This window comes from Aureimonas sp. ME7 (assembly GCF_903970965.1).
Classification (GTDB): Bacteria; Pseudomonadota; Alphaproteobacteria; order Rhizobiales; family Rhizobiaceae; genus Aureimonas.
This window is the reverse complement of the sequence record NZ_CAJCKW010000002.1, coordinates 263878-281469: the sequence shown is the minus strand read 5'-3', so window position 1 is coordinate 281469 and position 17592 is coordinate 263878. Positions and strand designations below refer to the sequence as shown.

The 17592-nt window shown below is 64.6% G+C and carries 16 protein-coding genes and 1 pseudogene; 5 read left to right on the top strand and 12 right to left on the bottom strand.

Features of this window, described 5'->3' with window-relative positions:
* Positions 1-95: 95 nt before the first annotated feature.
* The 4 genes from H7A85_RS04760 to H7A85_RS04745 are packed head-to-tail and all read right to left on the bottom strand — an operon-like array spanning position 96 to position 3558.
* A complete protein-coding gene (locus H7A85_RS04760) occupies positions 96-1037 on the bottom strand; it encodes an AraC family transcriptional regulator (RefSeq protein ID WP_182084744.1) in 942 nt (313 codons plus the stop codon).
* Positions 1034-2440, bottom strand: coding sequence for an FGGY-family carbohydrate kinase (locus tag H7A85_RS04755; protein WP_182084743.1), 1407 nt, complete (start codon positions 2438-2440; stop codon positions 1034-1036). The genes H7A85_RS04760 and H7A85_RS04755 overlap by 4 nt, the downstream gene beginning before the upstream one ends.
* Before the next feature lie 4 nt (positions 2441-2444).
* On the bottom strand, positions 2445-2771 hold the full coding sequence (locus H7A85_RS04750) for an L-rhamnose mutarotase (protein ID WP_210270222.1): 327 nt from the start codon (positions 2769-2771) through the stop codon (positions 2445-2447).
* A complete protein-coding gene (locus tag H7A85_RS04745; protein WP_182084741.1) occupies positions 2761-3558 on the bottom strand; it encodes a DeoR/GlpR family DNA-binding transcription regulator in 798 nt (265 codons plus the stop codon). Before H7A85_RS04745 ends, H7A85_RS04750 begins: the two co-directional genes overlap by 11 nt.
* 208 nt (positions 3559-3766) lie before the next feature.
* On the opposite strand from H7A85_RS04745, the gene H7A85_RS04740 reads away from it, so the two are divergent.
* The 4 genes and pseudogenes from H7A85_RS04740 to H7A85_RS20795 all read left to right on the top strand — a co-directional run bounded on the left by H7A85_RS04740 (position 3767) and on the right by H7A85_RS20795 (position 8107).
* Entirely contained in the window at positions 3767-5857 is a 2091-nt protein-coding gene (locus H7A85_RS04740) for a bifunctional rhamnulose-1-phosphate aldolase/short-chain dehydrogenase (RefSeq protein ID WP_182084740.1), read from the top strand.
* Between the two features lie 43 nt (positions 5858-5900).
* Positions 5901-7190 (top strand): L-rhamnose catabolism isomerase, encoded by a 1290-nt coding sequence (gene rhaI / locus H7A85_RS04735; RefSeq protein ID WP_182084739.1) that lies wholly within the window; start codon positions 5901-5903, stop codon positions 7188-7190.
* A gap of 20 nt (positions 7191-7210) precedes the next feature.
* Positions 7211-7765 carry an SIS domain-containing protein gene (locus H7A85_RS04730; protein WP_182084738.1) on the top strand — a complete coding sequence of 185 codons (555 nt, stop codon included), beginning with the start codon at positions 7211-7213 and terminating at the stop codon, positions 7763-7765.
* Positions 7766-7824: 59 nt separating this feature from the next.
* Positions 7825-8107 (top strand): annotated as a pseudogene (locus tag H7A85_RS20795) (plasmid stabilization protein).
* A gap of 68 nt (positions 8108-8175) precedes the next feature.
* Here H7A85_RS20795 and H7A85_RS04725 read toward each other — a convergent pair.
* The 7 genes from H7A85_RS04725 to H7A85_RS04695 form a co-directional block, all read right to left on the bottom strand.
* Positions 8176-8535 carry a hypothetical protein gene (locus H7A85_RS04725; RefSeq protein ID WP_182084737.1) on the bottom strand — a complete coding sequence of 120 codons (360 nt, stop codon included), beginning with the start codon at positions 8533-8535 and terminating at the stop codon, positions 8176-8178.
* Between the two features lie 200 nt (positions 8536-8735).
* Positions 8736-9104 carry a response regulator gene (locus tag H7A85_RS04720; RefSeq protein ID WP_244630943.1) on the bottom strand — a complete coding sequence of 123 codons (369 nt, stop codon included), beginning with the start codon at positions 9102-9104 and terminating at the stop codon, positions 8736-8738.
* Positions 9105-9264: 160 nt separating this feature from the next.
* Positions 9265-10248 (bottom strand): ABC transporter permease, encoded by a 984-nt coding sequence (locus H7A85_RS04715; RefSeq protein ID WP_182084736.1) that lies wholly within the window; start codon positions 10246-10248, stop codon positions 9265-9267.
* A 15-nt stretch (positions 10249-10263) separates the two neighbouring features.
* On the bottom strand, positions 10264-11742 hold the full coding sequence (locus H7A85_RS04710; RefSeq protein WP_244630995.1) for a sugar ABC transporter ATP-binding protein: 1479 nt from the start codon (positions 11740-11742) through the stop codon (positions 10264-10266).
* A gap of 171 nt (positions 11743-11913) precedes the next feature.
* On the bottom strand, positions 11914-12897 hold the full coding sequence (locus H7A85_RS04705; protein ID WP_182084734.1) for an ABC transporter substrate-binding protein: 984 nt from the start codon (positions 12895-12897) through the stop codon (positions 11914-11916).
* A 147-nt stretch (positions 12898-13044) separates the two neighbouring features.
* Positions 13045-13788: an SDR family oxidoreductase gene (locus tag H7A85_RS04700; RefSeq protein ID WP_182084733.1), complete on the bottom strand. Its 744-nt coding sequence runs from the start codon at positions 13786-13788 to the stop codon at positions 13045-13047.
* The gene (locus tag H7A85_RS04695) at positions 13785-14615 is read right to left on the bottom strand and encodes an IclR family transcriptional regulator (RefSeq protein WP_182084732.1); all 831 of its coding nucleotides are present in this window, start codon (positions 14613-14615) and stop codon (positions 13785-13787) included. The genes H7A85_RS04700 and H7A85_RS04695 overlap by 4 nt, the downstream gene beginning before the upstream one ends.
* Before the next feature lie 52 nt (positions 14616-14667).
* On the opposite strand from H7A85_RS04695, the gene H7A85_RS04690 reads away from it, so the two are divergent.
* Positions 14668-15948: an L-fuconate dehydratase gene (locus tag H7A85_RS04690; RefSeq protein WP_182084731.1), complete on the top strand. Its 1281-nt coding sequence runs from the start codon at positions 14668-14670 to the stop codon at positions 15946-15948.
* Here H7A85_RS04690 and H7A85_RS04685 read toward each other — a convergent pair.
* On the bottom strand, positions 15938-17284 hold the full coding sequence (locus H7A85_RS04685) for an MATE family efflux transporter (protein ID WP_244630942.1): 1347 nt from the start codon (positions 17282-17284) through the stop codon (positions 15938-15940). The two genes, H7A85_RS04690 and H7A85_RS04685, sit on opposite strands and share 11 nt — an antisense overlap.
* Positions 17285-17592: the final 308 nt, after the last annotated feature.

Here is a 17592-nt window from a genome sequence, read left to right as displayed (position 1 = left end):
TCCCTGGGTCGGCACGTTTTCTCGCAAAGCTAAGGTTCGAACCCGCCTGCCGCGACGCCTGACGCTGCGCGCTTGCAAACTTTGTTGGCCCTTGCTCAGGCGGCCTGTGGATGGAGTGCCGGACCCAGGCGAATGCTGCGCGCGCGCTCGCGGTACGCGGACGGCGTCTGCTGGCAGACGGCATGGAACTGGCGGTTGAAGTTGGCGGTGTTGTTGTACCCGACCTCGTAGCAGATCTGCGTGACGGGCATGTCCCCTTGCGCGAGCAGCGCGCAGGCTTGATGCACCCGCAGCCGGTTCACGTAGGACGTGAAGTTGTGGCCGGTCTGCTGCTTGAAGAAACGGGAAAACGCCGTCGCCTCCATGTTGCAGACGGCTGCCGCTTCGCCGAGCGTCACGTTGCTCCGGTAGCGCTCGCCGAGGAAGGCGATCACCCGGTCGAGGCGGCGCGAGGCGGCGGTGTGCATTCCGAGCGCCGGAGCGCAGCGGGACAGGATGCGTCGATCCTCGGCGCGCGACGACAGGTCCGACATCAGCGCGATGAACGACAGGAGGCGGCTCGCGCCCTTTTCGTTCTCCATCGCGCAAAGTTTTCTGCGCGCAATCTCCGCCGTCGCGCCGGTGAACTCGACGCCGAACGCGGCGTCCTTCAGGAGGGTGCGCATCTCGGACAGTTCGGGAAACCCGGAGATCAGCGTATCGGCGACCTGGGCGTTGAACTGGATCAGGACGTCGCGCCCGGTCAATCGCTCGTCCGCCTCCAGGTCGCTGATCCAGTGGTGGGGCAGGTTCGGCCCGGTGAGAACGAGACAGCCTTCCGCGAACGGGCCGACATGATCGCCGATCATCATCCGCCCCCGGCCCCTCGTGACGAGATGCAGCTCGTATTCGGGATGGCGGTGCCACTTCGCCAGATGATGGGGATAGTCGTGCTTCGCCCAGCGAAACGACTCGCCGGGGACGCAGATGATAATCTCGTGCGCGGGATCGCAGGTCTGGCCGGGAGCCGCGCGAATGTTCATCGTTTGCAAGGTCATGGCGTCAGCTCCCGTTCTTGGACCTCGGCCCGGGCGAGCCATGCGGCGCGGTACCGGGAAAGGTCGGGCAGGACGGCGTCATCGTCGGCATTTCCATCATCCGAGGCAAGGGCGCCGTCGGGCCCGAGGGCAAGAAGCGCCGCGCCCGCACTGGTGCCTGTGCCGTCTGCCGAGGCGCTGACCTTCCGTTGGGTCAATTGGCGTAGGGCGCTCAAGTAGATCGGGTTGCGCGCGAATGGGCCTTCCACGACGATGGTCCCCTCCGCACCGATCAGTTCCAGCACGGCCTGCGTCGACAGCGCTGCGTAGAGGCTGGCGGCGACGCAGCGCTCGGTGGGGGAAAGGGAGGCGGGCGCTTGCGACCAGCCCCCTTTCGCATGTGGAAAGGGGCCGGTTCCCGGCGTCTGGCCGGGGTGGGCCATAATCTGCCGATCTATCACCTTTGCGATGTCGTCCGCTGTCGGCGAGGCAGTGCTGCGCTCGGTGAGGAGGTCGAACTCGCGCCCGCCCATGAAGATGCCGGACGGCACGGGCCGACCGAACGCATCGACGTTGGCCATGGTGCTGAAGCCAGGGCGGAGCGCGATCGCCCGCCCGCCGATGGAGAAGCTGACGACCCAGGTGCCCGTGGAGACTACGGAGAACGGTGTCTGGCGCGACAGGAGATGAGGCAGGAGCGAGGCGTTGGAATCGTGGATGCCGCACAGAACCGGCAACGGGTCGCTCTCCGACATGCCGATCCGTGCCGCGAGATCGGTGCGAAGCGGAGCGACGACGTCGAATGCCTGGCGGCGGGTCGCGAAGAGGGGACGCCAGCCCATGCGATCCACGAGGGAAGAAAAGTCGTTGCGCGCCGGGTTCCAAAGGTCGGTGTGGCAACCCACCGAGGTCGGCTCGAACGCGAGTTCGCCCGTCAGCTTCCAAACCCAATATTGCGGGTAGGTCATGATATGGCGGGTGCGGGCGAACTCGTCGGGAAACCGCCTCTGCAACCAGAAAAGCTGGCGCCCGACATTGAGCCCGGCGCCCATGGACGGTGACTGGGTTTCGGAGAAGGGCGGGCGGATCGTCTCGTATTCGTCGCTTTCCGGCCCTGAAATATCGAACTCGTAGTCGATCATCGGCAGCGCAAGACCGCTGTCGTCGATCAGGACGGCCGACGCTCCGTGGGTGGTGATCGAGATGGCATCGATCGGGTGCAGCGCCGCGATCCGACGGATCGAATCGAGCACGAACGCGAAGAGGCGGTCGAGATCGAAATGCGGGTAGGGCCCGTCCTGACGGACCTCGTTCACCACCGAATGGAAGCCGAGGTCGCGCCGCTCCAGAAGGTCGTGCAACACGACCTTGGCATTGGTCTTGCCGATATCGACGACGGCGACGAAACGGATGGCTCGCGGCATCGGCTCAATCCATCCTGAACATGGGTTCGAGCGGGGTCACGACGGGCGACTGATCGGAGTTCGTCTCCATGATGTCGGCCATACCCGTCCACCAACGCCGCATGATCTCGCTGGCCGCCAGTGCGTCCATCCGGTGGTCCGCGGGGCGTTTCAGAACCGCGAAGAGATGGTTCGTTTCGGGATCGAGGTGAATGGAGTAGTCGCGAACACCTGCACTTCGCAGAAGAGCCACAAGCTCGGGCGGGATCGCATCGTGCCGGCGCCGATATTCGTCGGCGCATCCGGGGGGCAGTACCATGCGGAAGGCGAACGTTTCCTCGCTATTCGGCATCATGGCCACCCTGTTCCAAGCCGGCCACGACAAGCCTTACGCCGGCCGCTTCGACCATCGAGGCTGCGGCATCTGTTACGCCTTCGTCGGTGATCAGGATCGCCGCACGCTCCAGGGGCGCCAGTACGAGGCTGGAGCGCGTCTCGAACTTCGAGCTGTCGGCCAGGATCACGAGTTCGTCGGCTTGGCGCATCAGGCGCTGCTCGGACTGGATGATCAGCGGATCGGTCTCCGCGAAGCCGAGGGCGGAGATGCTCTGCACGCCCATGAACATGCGGCGAGCGCGGAAGTGGGCCGTGCCGTCCGCCTCGAACGGAGAAAGGATCAGCCCCTGATCCCGGTAGATCGCGCCGGCCGGGAGGAGAACGGTGCAGCGGGAATGCTGGAGAAGATGATCGGCGATCGGAAACGAGTTGGTCATGACCTGGATCGACGCGTCGGTCAGAAAATGCACCATCTGGAACGTGGTGCTGCCGCCGTTGATGATCGCGGCGGCCTCGTCGTCGCAGAACTTGGCGGCTTCTCGAGCGATGGCGCGCTTCTCTGCCACGCGCAGCGTCTGCGCTTTCGCCAGATTGGAGCCGCCCGGCAGTCCACTGGGGGCCGTGTTGAGCGTTTCCGCGCCGCCGCGCACCTTTCGGAGCCGCCGCGCATTGGCGAGCGCCTGGATATCACGGCGGATCGTCGCCTCGGACGCGCCGGTGAGCGCCGCGAACTCCTGCACGGTTCCCACGGAACGCCCTTTGATGGCGCTCAGGATCATCCTGTGGCGTTCGCGTTCGTGCATCCATTCCTCCCAGCTCGAAGATCGACGCAACGCCTCAACCTGTCAATCACTTCCGCGCACAATCAATCATATTGCGATGCAGCATGATTGATTGTGATTATGATGATTGACACGTTTGCGGAGCGAGAGGATGTTCGGCCGCGAAATCGAAGCCCCTTTTTATTCACTCGCGCTCCGCGCAGTCGAACCCGGTTGGGAAGGTCGGAAGATGACGTCAGCGACGACGAAGCTCCTGGAGAACCGCTGGGACGATGCCCTTGCGAACGGCATGAGCGAGCCCGAGCGCCTTCTGTATCGCTCCAATCTTCTCGGCTCCGACAAGCGAATCACCAACTTCGGCGGCGGCAACACCTCGGCCAAAGTCTCCGAGCGCGATCCGCTGACCGGGGAGGACGTCACGGTGCTCTGGGTCAAGGGCTCGGGCGGCGACGTCGGCACGATGAAGCTCGACGGTTTCGCGACGCTCTATCTCGACAAGCTGGAGCGGCTGCGGGGCATCTATCGCGGGCTGGAGCACGAGGACGAGATGGTCGGGCTTCTCAGCCACTGCACCTTCGATCTCAATCCTCGCGCCGCCTCGATCGACACACCGCTCCACGCCTATCTGCCCTACGCCCATGTCGACCACATGCACCCCGATGCGGTGATCGCGATCGCGGCGACAAAGCGCAGCCGCGAGCTGACGAAGGAGATCTATGGCGAGGAGATCGGTTGGCTCGGCTGGCGGCGCCCCGGGTTCGAACTCGGTCTCGAACTTTCCCGATTTGCCGCCGAGAACCCGCACGCCAAGGGCGTGGTCCTCGAAAGCCATGGGTTGTTCACATGGGGGGATACCGCCAAGGACGCCTACGAAACGACGCTGCGGATCATCAACAAGGCGATCGAGTGGTTCGATGCCGCCCTGGCCGGCAAGGCTGCCTTCGGCGGCAAGGCGGCCGAAACGCTTGCCCCGGAGGAACGGCGCGCCGTCGCCGCGCGGCTGATGCCCGAAATTCGCGCCCGGATCGGTCAGGACGAGCGCAAGATCGGGCACTTCGACGATTCGCCGGCGGTTCTCGAATTCGTTGGATCGCAAGATCTCGGCTCTCTCGCCGCGCTGGGAACGTCCTGCCCCGACCACTTCCTGCGCACCAAGATTCGCCCCTTGGTCCTTTCGCATGGCGGCGACGCGGAGGCGCTCGTTTCTGGGCTCGACGCCGCGATCGAAGCCTATCGCGACGATTACCGCGCCTACTACGAGCGCAGCCGCCGCGCGAACAGCCCCGCTGTCCGCGATCCGAACGCCGTCATCTACCTCGTGCCGGGCGTCGGCATGTTCTCCTTCGCCAAGGACAAGGCGACCGCGCGCATCGCGGCCGAGTTCTACGTCAACGCGATCAACGTCATGCGCGGCGCGTCCGGCGTCGATACGTATCAGGGCCTCGATGAGCAGGAAGCCTTCGATATCGAATATTGGCTTCTGGAGGAGGCCAAGCTTCAGCGAATGCCGAAGCCCAAGTCGCTGGCGGGGCGCGTCGCCTTCGTCACCGGGGGCGCGGGCGGGATCGGGCGCGCCACAGCCGAGCGACTTCTTCGCGAAGGCGCCTGCGTTGTTCTCGCCGACATCGATGCCGGCGCGCTCGACACGGCGAAAACAGAGCTTTCGAAGGCGTTCGGCGCCGATCAGGTCGCGGACGTCGTCGTCAACGTGACTGACGAAGACGCGGTCGCCAAGGGGTTCGCCGATACGATCGCCGGGTTCGGCGGGCTCGACATCCTCGTATCCAACGCCGGCATCGCCTCCGCCTCCGCAGTGGAAGACACGACGCTGGAGGTCTGGAACCGCAATATCGACATTCTGGCGACCGGCTACTTCCTCGTCTCGCGCGAGGCGTTCCGGCTGTTCCGACGGCAGAAGCTCGGCGGCGCCATCATCTTCATCGCATCCAAGAACGGCTTGGCGGCGTCGGCCGGCGCCTCGGCCTACTGCACCGCGAAGGCGGCCGAGATCCACCTTGCACGCTGCCTTGCGCTGGAAGGGGCGGAGGCGGGGATCCGCGTCAATACGGTCAATCCCGACGCGGTCCTGCGCGGCTCCAAGATCTGGAACGGGGAATGGCGCGAACAGCGGGCCGCTTCCTCGAAGCTGCAGACCGACCAGTTGGAAGAGCATTACCGGCAGCGCTCGCTTCTGAAGCGCTCGGTGTTCCCGGAGGACATTGCGGAAGCGGTGTATTTCCTTGCCAGCGATCAGTCGGCCAAGTCCACCGGCAACATCCTCAACGTGGACGCCGGTAACCCAATCGCCTTCACGCGCTAAGGTCCCGCCTTCTTTCGTTTCAACCGCCGGGGAGGGCGGATCTATGCGAATCACGACGGACGTCATCGAAGCGTCCAACCAGCGCCTGCGTGCCGATCTCGAACGCGACTACGAGAGCCTTGGCGAGCGCCTCGACCGGCGTGGTATCGCGATCGACGAGATCGCTCGAAAGGTCTCCGCCTTCACGGTGGCCGTGCCTTCCTGGGGGGTGGGGACGGGCGGGACTCGCTTCGCCCGGTTTCCCGGGTTGGGGGAACCGCGTGGCATCTTCGAGAAGCTCGATGATTGCGCCGTGATTCAAGACCTCGGTCGTGCCACGCCGGCCGTGTCGCTTCATATCCCTTGGGACAAGGCGGATCCGAAGGACCTTCGGGACAAGGCCTCCGAACTCGGCCTTTCCTTCGATGCGATGAACTCCAACACGTTCCAAGACCACCCTGACGATCCGCGCCAGCCGCTATCCTACAAGTACGGCTCGTTGTCTCATGTGGACCAGGCCGTTCGCGCGCAGGCGGTGGAGCATAATCTGGAAACGGTGGAGATCGGCGAGGCCATCGGCTCCAAGGCGCTGACGGTCTGGCTCGCGGACGGTTCGAACTTCGCCGGGCAAAGCGATCTCGGCCGCGCCTTCGACCGGTATATCGGCGCGATGAAGGACATCACGGCAAAGCTCCCGTCCGACTGGCGCATCTTCTCCGAACACAAGATGTACGAGCCGGCCTTCTACTCGACCGTGATCCAGGACTGGGGTTCGAGCTACCTCGCTGCCATGGAGCTTGGCGAGAAGGCCTTTTGTCTCGTCGATCTCGGGCACCACGCGCCCAACGTGAACATCGAGCAGATCGTCTCCCGACTGATCCGTGCGGGTAAGCTCGGGGGCTTCCACTTCAACGATTCGAAATATGGCGACGACGACCTCGACGCCGGTTCGATCGATCCGTTTCGCCTGTTTCTCGTCTTCAACGAACTCGTCGGTGCCGGAGCGGCGCTCGACGCGCTTCGACCCTCCTACATGATCGATCAGTCGCATAACGTGACGGACCCGATCGAAAGCCTGATCCGGTCCGCCAATGAAATTCGCCGCGCTTATGCGCAGGCGTTGCTCGTCGATCGCGAGGCGCTTGGCGGTTTTCAGGAGGCCAACGACGCGATGATGGCATCCGAGACCTTGAAGGTCGCGTTCCGAACCGATGTCGAACCGCTCCTCGCCCGCGTTCGCGCAGAAGACGGCGGGGCCATCGATCCGATCGCGGCCTATCGGTCAAGCGGCTACCGGGGACGGGTCGCCGAAGCACGGCCCGCCGCCAGGGCTACCGGCGGCGGGATCGTTTGAAGAATGGGACGGGGGTCATCATGAGCAATCTCTACAGAACCGCGCTGGACGAACTCGCTCGGGTCGCCGACCGGATCGACGATGCGTCGGTGGACGAAGCCTGCCGCCGCATCGCCGCGGCGCGTCACGTCTGCGTCTATGCCGGTGGGCGCGAAGGGCTGCAGCTCAAGGGCTTCGCCATGCGCCTCTTTCATCTCGGACGCGCCGTTTCGGTGGTTGGCGACATGACGACGCCGCCGCTTGGGCCGGGCGATCTGTTCCTGGTCGTCTGCGGTCCCGGCGAAATCTCGACCTCGGTGGCGCTCGTGGGCGTCGCCAAGTCGGCCGGGGCGGATGTCCTGGTGATCACGGCGCAACCATCCGGGCGAGTGCCGTCGATGGCCGACTTCGTTCTGACCGTACCGGCTCAAACCATGGCAGACGACCAGGGCGCAGCCGCGACGTCCGTGTTGCCGATGGGCTCGCTTTTCGAAGGAGCGCTTTTCGTGCTCTTCGAGGTGATGGTGCTGAAACTGAAGACGCTTCTCGCGGTGTCGCCCGAATCGATGCGGGCTAACCACACCAACATGGAATAGTCAGGAACTCTCGCGCGTCGGCATGGGTCTTCACGACAAACCTGGATCGTGAGGCCGACATGCCCCGTGGAGACAAGTCGGAATATACCGGCAAGCAGGAACGGAAGGCGGATCATATCGCCGAAAGTTACGAGGCGCGGGGCATCGACAAGGACGAAGCGGAGCCCCGAGCCTCAAGCCACCGTCAACAAGGACAGTGCCGGTGGCAACAAGAGCCGTTCGAGGCGCGGGCATCCGGAATCGAACGCCTCGGCCCGAGAGGGCGGTCACGCATCGGCGTCGCACACGGCCGAAGAGCGCTCGGCCTCCGCCAGGAAGACTGCCGCAACGGAGAAGTCGTGACGCGGAACTGAGAGCAAACAAAAACGCCAGCCGGGAGGGCTGGCGTTCCTGTCGTGCGAGCGAAAATATCAGTTGGCCGGGGGAGCCGCCGTTTCGGCGCCCGCGCTGGTTCCCGGAACCGGAGCGGCCCCTTCCTTCGGAAGCGGCGCGGCGTCCGAGCCGACGACCACAGTGCTTGCCGCGTCGGCGGGCATGGTGGAGTCGATGCCGCTGTTGTTGCCGGGAACCGGAACCGAGCTGGTGCCTTCCGCCGTCGTGGCGACCGGCGCGTCGCCCGGGGTCACGACCGCGCCGGCCGCGTCGGCCGGGATCGTCGAGTTTTCACCTTCGCTGGTGCCGGGCACCGGATTCGTCGTCTCGGACGTCTGCGCATAGGCGCCGGTCGACAGGATGGCGGTGGTGGCGAATGCAATCAGAAGGCGCTTCATCGGGAACTCTCCATGAAAGGTGACTGACGGACCCGCCGCCAGCAACGCAAGAACTCGTCGCTCTCTTTGGATCTCGTTCTCAACTTCCACGGGTCGCCAAAGGTTCCCGTAATGACGTTCGCCAGGCTGACATCCGTTCGACTGGTGGACAGGAGGTAAGCGCCGCATCTCTAGTGAAGACGTCTGCGCCGTTATGGCCTTCAGGCGATGATCTGACTCAATGCTTTGACGAGCGATCGCCCGTCGCAAGGTTTGTTGTAGACGCCGACGCCGGGATAGCGCTCCAGAAGGACGGCCCGCTCCCCTTGTCCGGTGTGGAAGATGAAGGGGATATCCATGTGCGCCAGCCTGTCCGCGACCGGGTAGGACGGCTTCCCATGCAAGTTGAGATCCAGGATCGCCGCGTCGAACAGGCCGGCGTCCACGCATTGTTGTGCGCTGGCGAGCGAGCCGGCACAGACGACCTTGGCTCCCGAATCCTCCAACTCGCACTCGATATCCATGGCGACGAGGAACTCGTCTTCCACCAGAAGAACCCGCTTGCCTTCGAGCGAAGCCACTTTACTCACGAACCACGCCTCGCCTTATCGAACCGACACACGCTGGAGCGACGCGCCGTGCCGGTCACCGACCCCACGCGCCCCGTCCGAAAGAGGTGTTCGAGGCTAGGCTCGAAACACCTGCCGAACAGATAACGCGCCGTTCGTAATTGTCCGCCCCCGAGCCCGATTATTGGCGTCGCCGCCGGAGCTGGTCGAAATACACGATCACGATGATCAACGCACCGGTGATGATCCGCTGCCAGAACGAGTTGACGTTCAGAAGGTTGGCCCCGTTGTTGATCGTGGCGAGGATGAAGGCGCCGATGAGGGGGCCCTGGATCGAACCGACCGCCCCGAACAGGCTGGTTCCTCCGATCACCGACGAGGCGATGGCCTGCAACTCCCAGCCTTCGGCCTGCGTCGCGTTGCCGACGCCGATACGCGTCGCCAGAAGGATGCCGACGAAGGCGGCGCAGACGGCCGACAGAGAATAGGCGAGATAGATGATGCGCGAGACGTTGACCCCCGAAAGGCGGGCGGCCTCGGGGTTGGAGCCTACCGCGAAGAGATAGCGGCCGAAGCGCGAGCGATGCAGGAAGACGAAGGCGGGCACGGCGACGAGGATCACCATCCAGAACAGGTTGGGGATGCCGATGAGGCTGCCGCGCGAGAACGCGTTGAAGGCCGGATCGGTGATGGAGATCGTCGAGCCGTTGGTGATGACGAGGCCGATGCCGCGCAGCGCCGTAAGGGTCGCCAGCGTGATGATGAAGGGCGGTAGCCCCATCTTCACGATCCCGAACCCATGGAACAGGCCGATCGCCAAGCCCATCAGAAGCGTCAGGACGACCGCTGCCCAGACGGGAACGCCGGCTTGGAGAAGCCATGCGATGACGGTGGTGGAGAAGCCGACGATGGCGCCGACCGAAAGGTCGATGCCGGCGGTGATGATGACGAAGGTCTGGCCGATGGCAAGGATCGCGATCATCGAGCCCTGGCGCAGGAGGTTCGAGATGTTGTTGCCCGTCGCGAAGGTCGGTGTCGCGAAGGCCAGGAAGACCCAGAGCGCGACGAGCAAGCCGAGAAGCGTCAGCGCGAACAGGAAGCCGAAGTTGCGCCGCGGCTTGTGGAGTGCGGCGGCGGTATCGGCGTTGGTGCTTGGGATGGTCATGATCGCCCCTTCGGGTCAGACCCCGATGGCCTGGGTGAGGATGTCTTCATGCGTGCCTTCGTGGAAGGCGCTGGTGCCGACGAGCCGCCCAGCGCGAAACACGTGGAGCGTATCGGCGAGCTCGTAGACCTCGGGCAGGTAGGACGAGATCAGGAGGATGCCGGCGCCGTTCTTGAGGAGTTCGCCGAAAAGCCGGTAGATCTCGGCCTTGGTGCCGACGTCGACGCCCACCGTCGGCTCGTCGAAGATGAAGAGTTCGGCACCGTGGTTCAGCCACTTGCCGATCACGATCTTCTGCTGGTTCCCTCCCGACATGGAGGAAGCGAGAGAGCGCGGGCTCGGCGTCTTGATCGCGAGGTTGCGGATCTGCCGCTCGGCATGCTCGCTCTCCGCGCGGGACGAGATGGTGATCCCGCGCGTCAGGCGGCGGTAGATCGGCAGGTTGAGGTTGAGCCCGATCGGCAGGTTGAGAGCAAGGCCCTGATCGCGACGGCTTTCGGGCGCGAGCGCGATGCCAAGGTCGATCGCGCGCCTCTCCGTCCCGATATCGACGGGCTGACCCTTCCAAAGGATCTGCCCACCGGTTTTTGGATTTCGCCCGAAGAGGCTAAGCGCGAACTCGCTGCGCCCCGCGCCGATCAGGCCGTAGAGCCCGACGATCTCGCCGGCGCGCACGGTGAGGGACACGTCGGAGAACCCCGTTCCCGACAGGCTTTGCGCCTCGATCAGCGGAGCGCCGAGCGGCACCGTCTCCTTGTGGTAGATCTGCTCAAGCGACCGGTTGATCATCATGGCGACGAGCTCCGCCTCGTCGGTCTCGCCGATCGGCCGCGTGCCGACGAGAAGCCCGTCGCGCAGAACCGAGACTCGGTCCGCCAGCTCGAACACTTCTTCCATGCGGTGGCTGATGTAGACGATCGTAACGCCTTCGCCCTTGAGCCTTCGGATCAGGGTGAAGAGCTGCGCCGCTTCCTGACGCGTCAGGTAGGCCGTCGGCTCGTCGAAGATCAGGAAGCGCGTTCCGCGCAGCGACGCGCGCGCGGTGGCCACGAGCTGCTGCTGCCCGATGGTCAGCGATCCCAGCTCCACGTCGGCCGGAAGCTGGAATCCGAGATCGTCGAGGATACGCTGGGCGTCCCTGTTCATGTCGCGCTTGCGCAGGAGACCGAAGCGGACATGCTCGTCGCCGAGGAAGATGTTGGCGGCGACCGACAGGTGACGGCACAGGACGACTTCCTGATGCACCGCGTTAATGCCGTGGTCGATCGCCTCCTGCGGGGTCGCCAGTTCCACCGGCTTGCCCTGCCAAAGAATCTCGCCCCCGGACCGGCGGATGACGCCGGTCAGGAGCTTGATCAGGGTGGACTTGCCGGCCCCGTTCTCGCCGACGATCGCGTGGACCTCGCCCGGCTCGAAGGCAAGCGAGGACGGTTTCAGGGCCAGGACCGGACCGTACCGCTTTTCCAGGCCGCGCAGTTCCAAAATAGGCTGGATCGGCTCGGGCGAGACGTCTTGCGGGGTCCGGGAGGGGGCGTGGAGCGGTTCATCTCGAGCTTGGGGCACGGCACTCTCCTGTTGGGGCCGCCCGGCGCGCCGCTCCGAAGAATGGCGAAGCCAGGCGACGGAGCGCACGGGCGGCACGCGCCGCCCGCCGTCGCTGGAAGGTCAGTTGACCTTCGGGTTCAGGAGTTCCTGCGAGCGCGGCTCGTCCATGTTCGCGGTGGTAATCAGGTTGGCGCCGGTGTCGACGTTCTTCTCCACCGTTTCCTTCTTGGAAGCGGCGAGCGCGGTCTTGATGCCGTCGTAGCCCATTCGATAGGGGTCCTGGACCACGAGGGCCGAGATGACACCGTCGCGCAGGAAGCCGACGAGCCGGTCGTCGCTGTCGAACCCGATCAGGGCGACCTTGTCCTTGACCCCGTTCTCGGCCACCGCCTGGCCCGCGCCCTGCGCCATGATGAGGTTCGAGGCGAAGATGCCGACGAGGTTCGGGTTGGCGGTCAGAAGGTCGGTCGTGATGTTGAGCCCGGTCGCGGCCTGACCGTCGGCGTAGCGGTCCGCCACGAGCTTGAGGCCGGGATATTTGGCAAGCTGCTCGATAAAGCCCTTCTTGCGCTCCTCCAATGAGCCGGCGTTCGGCGAGTTGGTGATCAGCGCGACATCGCCTTCTTCCTTGCCGGTCTTGGCCTTGATGGCCGCAGCCAGACCATCGGCGGCAATGCGCCCGCCCTGGACGTTGTCGGTGGTCAGGAACGAGGTGAAGGCCGTGGATTCGGCCGAGGAGTCGATGCCGATAACCGGAACCGACTGGGCGGCCTCCGTGATCGGGGGGCCGAGCGCGGTGCGCTCCGTCGGGGCGATCACCACGGCGGCCGGGCTGCCGGCGACGGCGTTCTCCAGGATCGAGATCTGGCCGTTGATGTCGGTTTCCGCCTGGGCGCCGAGTTCGGGCACTTGGACGCCGAGATCCTTGCCGGCCTGACGCGCGCCGGCCAGCACGATCTGCCAGTAGAAGGACGTGGTGTCCTTGACGATGATCGGAATGGTGGGCTGCTGCGCGAAGGCAGGGCCGCTTGGCGCCGCCATGAAGCCGGCCGCGAGAGCCAGCGTGCCGAGCGCCAAGCGGCGCGTCACTTTCTTCAAAAGCATAAGGGTTCCTCCCAGAAATAGACCGGTTGTTCCGGTTCTTATCGTTTTGGATAAATCAAACCGTATCTGCTCTATTTTCGACTCGCAAGATCGCCGAAGGCATTCGCAAAACTTCTTCTCGCGCCCGTCGAATGCTTGAGTGGCAGTTCAGATATTGGTCCACCCGCCGTCGATCGAAATCGCTTGTCCGGTCACGAATGCCGCCTCGGGCGAAGCGAGATAGACGGCGAGGGACGCGATCTCCTCCGGCCTGCCCAGCCGACCCATCGGCTGGCGCGCCGCGAAGGCTCGGCGTGCCGCTTCCAAGTCGCCGGTGGCCCGCATGCGGTCTTCCAGCGATGGGCTTTCCACCGTGCCGGGACAGATCGCGTTGGCGCGGACGCCCTGCGACACGAAGTCGGCGGCGACCGACTTCGTCAAGCCGACCACCGCCGCCTTGGACGCGCCGTAGGCGAAGCGGTTGGGTGCCGCGATCACCGAGGACGCAACCGAGGCGATGTTGACGATCGACCCACCGCCGCCGTCGATCATCCACGGAAGAAAGGTTCGAACCATGCGGAACATGGACTTCACGTTCAATGCGAAGGCGAAGTCGAACTCTTCCTCCGTGCAGTCGAGGATGGTTCCGGCATGAACGAAGCCGGCGCAGTTGAAGAGGATGTCCGGCCTGCCGATGTCCTGCGCGAAGGCGGCGATCGCTTGTGCGTCGAGAACGTCGAGTTGGCGCGTTTCGATGCTGGGTATGCCGTCGAGTTCGGCGAGTTTTGCTCCGTTGAGATCGGTCGCCACGACCTCGGCACCCTCGCGGGCAAAGGCGAGAGCCGTCGCGTGGCCGATGCCTTGCGCTGCCGCCGTGACGATGGCGCGCTTTCCCTTGAGTCTATCGGTCATGAAATGCTCCCTGATCGCGCCGCCGCGCGCTGCTGGTTTCGTTTCGCTTCGTCGCCCGATAGGGCAAAGCCGATCTGGCGTGCGGCATCGCGCACCCGTTCCAGCAAGACGTCCGGCTCGATGGGGGCGTTCAGAATCCGGATGTGCGGGCAGGTGAGTGCGGCGACGGCGCCCCCCTCTTCACGGTCGAAGACGGGGGCCGAAATATCCGTCACCCCTTCGGCGATGCTGGAAGGGCGCACCACGAAGCCGGATCGCCGGACCGTTTCGAGTTCCACTTCGAACGCCTTCGCATCCTCTCCCGAATGCTCGCGCCCGATCGCCTCCAGCGTCCTTATGCGGCGTGGTTCGGACATGAAAGCCAAAAGATTGCGGCCCGAGCCGGTGCGGATGAGCGGCTGACGGTATCCGACGCGTACGGAAAAGCCGATATGCGACACGCTTTCGACGCGCGCGACGACGACCATCGACGTGTCGCTGGCAACGGCCAGATGGCAGGAATATCCGGTCTCCTCGGCAAAGGCCCGCATTACGGGCAGCGCGCTTTCCAGAAGCGATCGGTAGATCGGTCGGTTGAGCCCGAGCCGGAACAGCTTGTCGGCCACCACGAACCGATCCGGCGTCTCACGCTCGATATAGCCCCGCGCTTCCAGAACCGCGACCATCCGAAAGATCTCGCTCCGTGTTCGACCCAAGCCATCGCAAACGTCGCTCAGCGAAAGCGCCGAGCGCGTCGCCGACAGGTATTCCAGGATATCCAGCCCCTTTTCCAAGGCGGGCGCACTGTAGCGAGGCGAGGTCTCGCTTTCGTTGATGTCGATTGACATGTCTGTTCGCTGGTGGTTTCCAGTTTCATATGTAAACAGGAAGCCGTTCGTCATGTCTACCCGCATCACTCGCTTCGAAACGTTCGACATCCGCTTCGCCACCTCGATGAAACTCGATGGCTCGGACGCGATGAACCCCGACCCTGATTATTCGGCCGCCTACGTCGTTCTCCACACGGACGACGAAGCTTTGTCCGGGCATGGGCTGGCCTTCACCATCGGGCGCGGCAACGATCTCGTGACCCTTGCGATCCGCGCCGTTGCCGAACGGCTGGTCGGCGCCTCGCTGGACGAGATCACGGCCGACATGGGCGGCTTCTGGCGCCAAATGACGGGCGACAGCCAGCTTCGCTGGCTCGGGCCGGACAAGGGGGTCATGCATATGGCCATCGGCGCGGTGGTCAATGCCGTGTGGGATCTTCGGGCGAAGCGCGAGGGCAAGCCGGTCTGGCGGCTCGTCGCCGACATGACGCCGGACGAAGTCCTCGATCTTCTGGACTTCCGCTACCTGACGAATGCGCTGACGCGGGACGAGGCTAAAGCCATTCTGGAGCAAGCGGCTGTTGGCAAGGCGGAGCGAATCGCCGTCTTGAACGACCGCGGATACCCGACCTACACGACCTCCGCCGGCTGGCTCGGCTACGACGACGACAAGATGCGCCGCCTGTGCCGAGAGGGGATGGCGGCGGGATGGACGCATTTCAAGCTCAAGGTCGGGCGCGACCTCGAGGACGATATCCGCCGTTGTCGCATCGTTCGCGAGGAGATCGGCCCCGATCGCACCTTGATGATCGATGCCAATCAGGTGTGGGAGGTCGGAGCGGCGATCGAATGGGTGAACCGCCTTTCCGAATTCCGCCCCTGGTTCATCGAGGAGCCGACGTCGCCCGACGACGTCCTCGGCCATGCGGAAATTCGGCGCGGCGTGGCGCCGGTTCAGGTCGCGACCGGCGAGATGTGCCAGAACCGCATCCTGTTCAAGCAGTTCCTGCAGGCGGATGCGATCGACGTCGTGCAGATCGACGCCGCGCGCGTCGGTGGGTTGAACGAGAACCTGGCGATCATGCTGCTCGCCGCCAAGTTCGGCAAGCCCGTTTGCCCCCATGCCGGTGGCGTCGGACTTTGCGAGTATGTGCAGCACCTTTCGATGATTGACTATCTCGTCGTGTCGGGCACGATGGAGGGCCGCGTCGCCGAATATGTCGATCATCTCCACGAGCATTTCGTCACTCCCTGCGACGTGCGCGAGGGGCGCTATATGCCGCCCGTGGCGCCGGGCTTCTCGATCGAGATGAAGCGCGCCTCGATCGAGGCTCACCTGTTCAAGCCGTGACGGCGTTTGCGCCCAGGAGAAGATGCCCGCTGCGTTCGCGTTGGATGTAGCGGGCGCTCATGGCGACGGCGGCGACGAGCAGGCCTCCCGCAAGCCCCCACCAGATGCCCTTGCCGCCCCAGCCGAGCGGAAACGCCAGCACATAGGCCATCGGCATGCCGACCACCCAGTAGCTGGCGACGGCGATGATCATCGGCGTTCGTGTGTCCTTCAGTCCGCGCAGGATGCCGCTCGCCGTCACCTGTACGGCATCGACGAGCTGAAACGCGGCTGCGATCGCCAGGAGCGGGATCGCGGTCGCAAGGGCCCGGGACGCCTCAGCTTGTTCGAGATCGAGATAAAGCGAGATCAATCCGCCGGGGACGGTCCAGAACAGAAGCGCCGCACAGGTGGCGGACGTCAGCGCGACGCCCATTCCAACGCGAGCCGCGCGAGCGATGTCGAGGGCGCTCCGCCGGCCGTAGGCGAGGCCGACGCGAATGGTCACGGCGTTGGAAAGACCCAGCGGCATCATGAACGAGGTGGAGGCGAGTTGCAGCGCGATCCCATGGGCCGCCAGTTCCGTGGTTCCGATCCAGCCCATCATGACCGAAGTTGCGGTGAACAGGCTCACCTCCGCCAGGATCGTCGCGCCGATCGGCCACCCCAGAAGCGCCACCTCGCGAAACATCTGCCAATCCGGCTGGAAGAAGCGGCGCCACACTTCGAAAGCCGCGAAGATCGGCGTGGCCCGGGTATAGGCGACGAGACACAACACGATGAAGGTCGACGTCGAGACGGACGCGATGCCCGAGCCCGTGAGGCCGAGCGCCGGCATACCGAAGTGCCCGAAGATCAACGCGTAGTTCGCCAACCCGTTGAGGAGTGCGCCGAAGAGAGTGATGACGAGAACGGGGCGCGGACGCTCCAGAGCGCTCAGAAACGAGCGCAGCACGAACGTCGAGAGGTAGGGCAGCATCGACCACTGCAGGACGCGCATGTAGCTGCCGCTGAGGGCAGCGACCTCCGGGTCTTGGCCGAGCCGCAGGAGGATCCATTCGGTGAACCAGAGCGGCACCATCACCGCCAGACTGTAGAATGCGACGACCCAAAGCCCCATGCGTACCGAGCGCCGGACCGAGCGGGTATCGTCTTGCCCGCTGGCCGCGGCGACCATGGGCATGACCGCATAGGCGAAGCCGGAGCCGAACATCCAGAACAGGTAAAAGGTCTGAGTCGCCAGAACGGCCGCCGCCAGCTCTACCGGCCCGAGCCAGCCGATCAGGATCGTGTTCGTCACGTTGATCGACATCTGCGCCAGTTGCGCGCCGATCAGCGGCAGGCCGAGAAGCAGCATTCCTTTCAGATGAACGCTCCAGGAGGATGGTCCGGTTTTCGGATCGTGCCTCGCTTCCGCCAGCGCCCTCATCTCCAGATATCTCCCCTGGCGCGACGCCACCTCAGCGCGAGAGCCGTAGTTCCGGCGTCATCGTCTGTCCAGGGTCTGCGGGAGGCTTCGCGGAGTGCTGCGGCGCAGCGTGGAAATGGGCGCGACAGCCGCGTCTCCGTCCTGCGTTTCGATTGACAAGACTGGAGCCGTTCGAAATAACGCAGACAATTGGGCGGTCGTTATGAAGGCTGTCCTGGGAGCTGCTGTTCCGGCGG

What these genes read in the sequence shown, in the direction of transcription:
- H7A85_RS04760 (WP_182084744.1), bottom strand. Translation starts at nt 1,037, where the DNA reads ATGACCTTGCAAACGATGAACATTCGCGCGGCTCCCGGCCAGACCTGC.
- H7A85_RS04755 (WP_182084743.1), bottom strand. Translation starts at nt 2,440, where the DNA reads ATGCCGCGAGCCATCCGTTTCGTCGCCGTCGTCGATATCGGCAAGACC.
- H7A85_RS04750 (WP_210270222.1), bottom strand. Translation starts at nt 2,771, where the DNA reads ATGCCGAATAGCGAGGAAACGTTCGCCTTCCGCATGGTACTGCCCCCC.
- H7A85_RS04745 (WP_182084741.1), bottom strand. Translation starts at nt 3,558, where the DNA reads ATGCACGAACGCGAACGCCACAGGATGATCCTGAGCGCCATCAAAGGG.
- H7A85_RS04740 (WP_182084740.1), top strand. Translation starts at nt 3,767, where the DNA reads ATGACGTCAGCGACGACGAAGCTCCTGGAGAACCGCTGGGACGATGCC.
- rhaI (WP_182084739.1), top strand. Translation starts at nt 5,901, where the DNA reads ATGCGAATCACGACGGACGTCATCGAAGCGTCCAACCAGCGCCTGCGT.
- H7A85_RS04730 (WP_182084738.1), top strand. Translation starts at nt 7,211, where the DNA reads ATGAGCAATCTCTACAGAACCGCGCTGGACGAACTCGCTCGGGTCGCC.
- H7A85_RS04725 (WP_182084737.1), bottom strand. Translation starts at nt 8,535, where the DNA reads ATGAAGCGCCTTCTGATTGCATTCGCCACCACCGCCATCCTGTCGACC.
- H7A85_RS04715 (WP_182084736.1), bottom strand. Translation starts at nt 10,248, where the DNA reads ATGACCATCCCAAGCACCAACGCCGATACCGCCGCCGCACTCCACAAG.
- H7A85_RS04705 (WP_182084734.1), bottom strand. Translation starts at nt 12,897, where the DNA reads ATGCTTTTGAAGAAAGTGACGCGCCGCTTGGCGCTCGGCACGCTGGCT.
- H7A85_RS04700 (WP_182084733.1), bottom strand. Translation starts at nt 13,788, where the DNA reads ATGACCGATAGACTCAAGGGAAAGCGCGCCATCGTCACGGCGGCAGCG.
- H7A85_RS04695 (WP_182084732.1), bottom strand. Translation starts at nt 14,615, where the DNA reads ATGTCAATCGACATCAACGAAAGCGAGACCTCGCCTCGCTACAGTGCG.
- H7A85_RS04690 (WP_182084731.1), top strand. Translation starts at nt 14,668, where the DNA reads ATGTCTACCCGCATCACTCGCTTCGAAACGTTCGACATCCGCTTCGCC.
- H7A85_RS04685 (WP_244630942.1), bottom strand. Translation starts at nt 17,284, where the DNA reads ATGCTGCTTCTCGGCCTGCCGCTGATCGGCGCGCAACTGGCGCAGATG.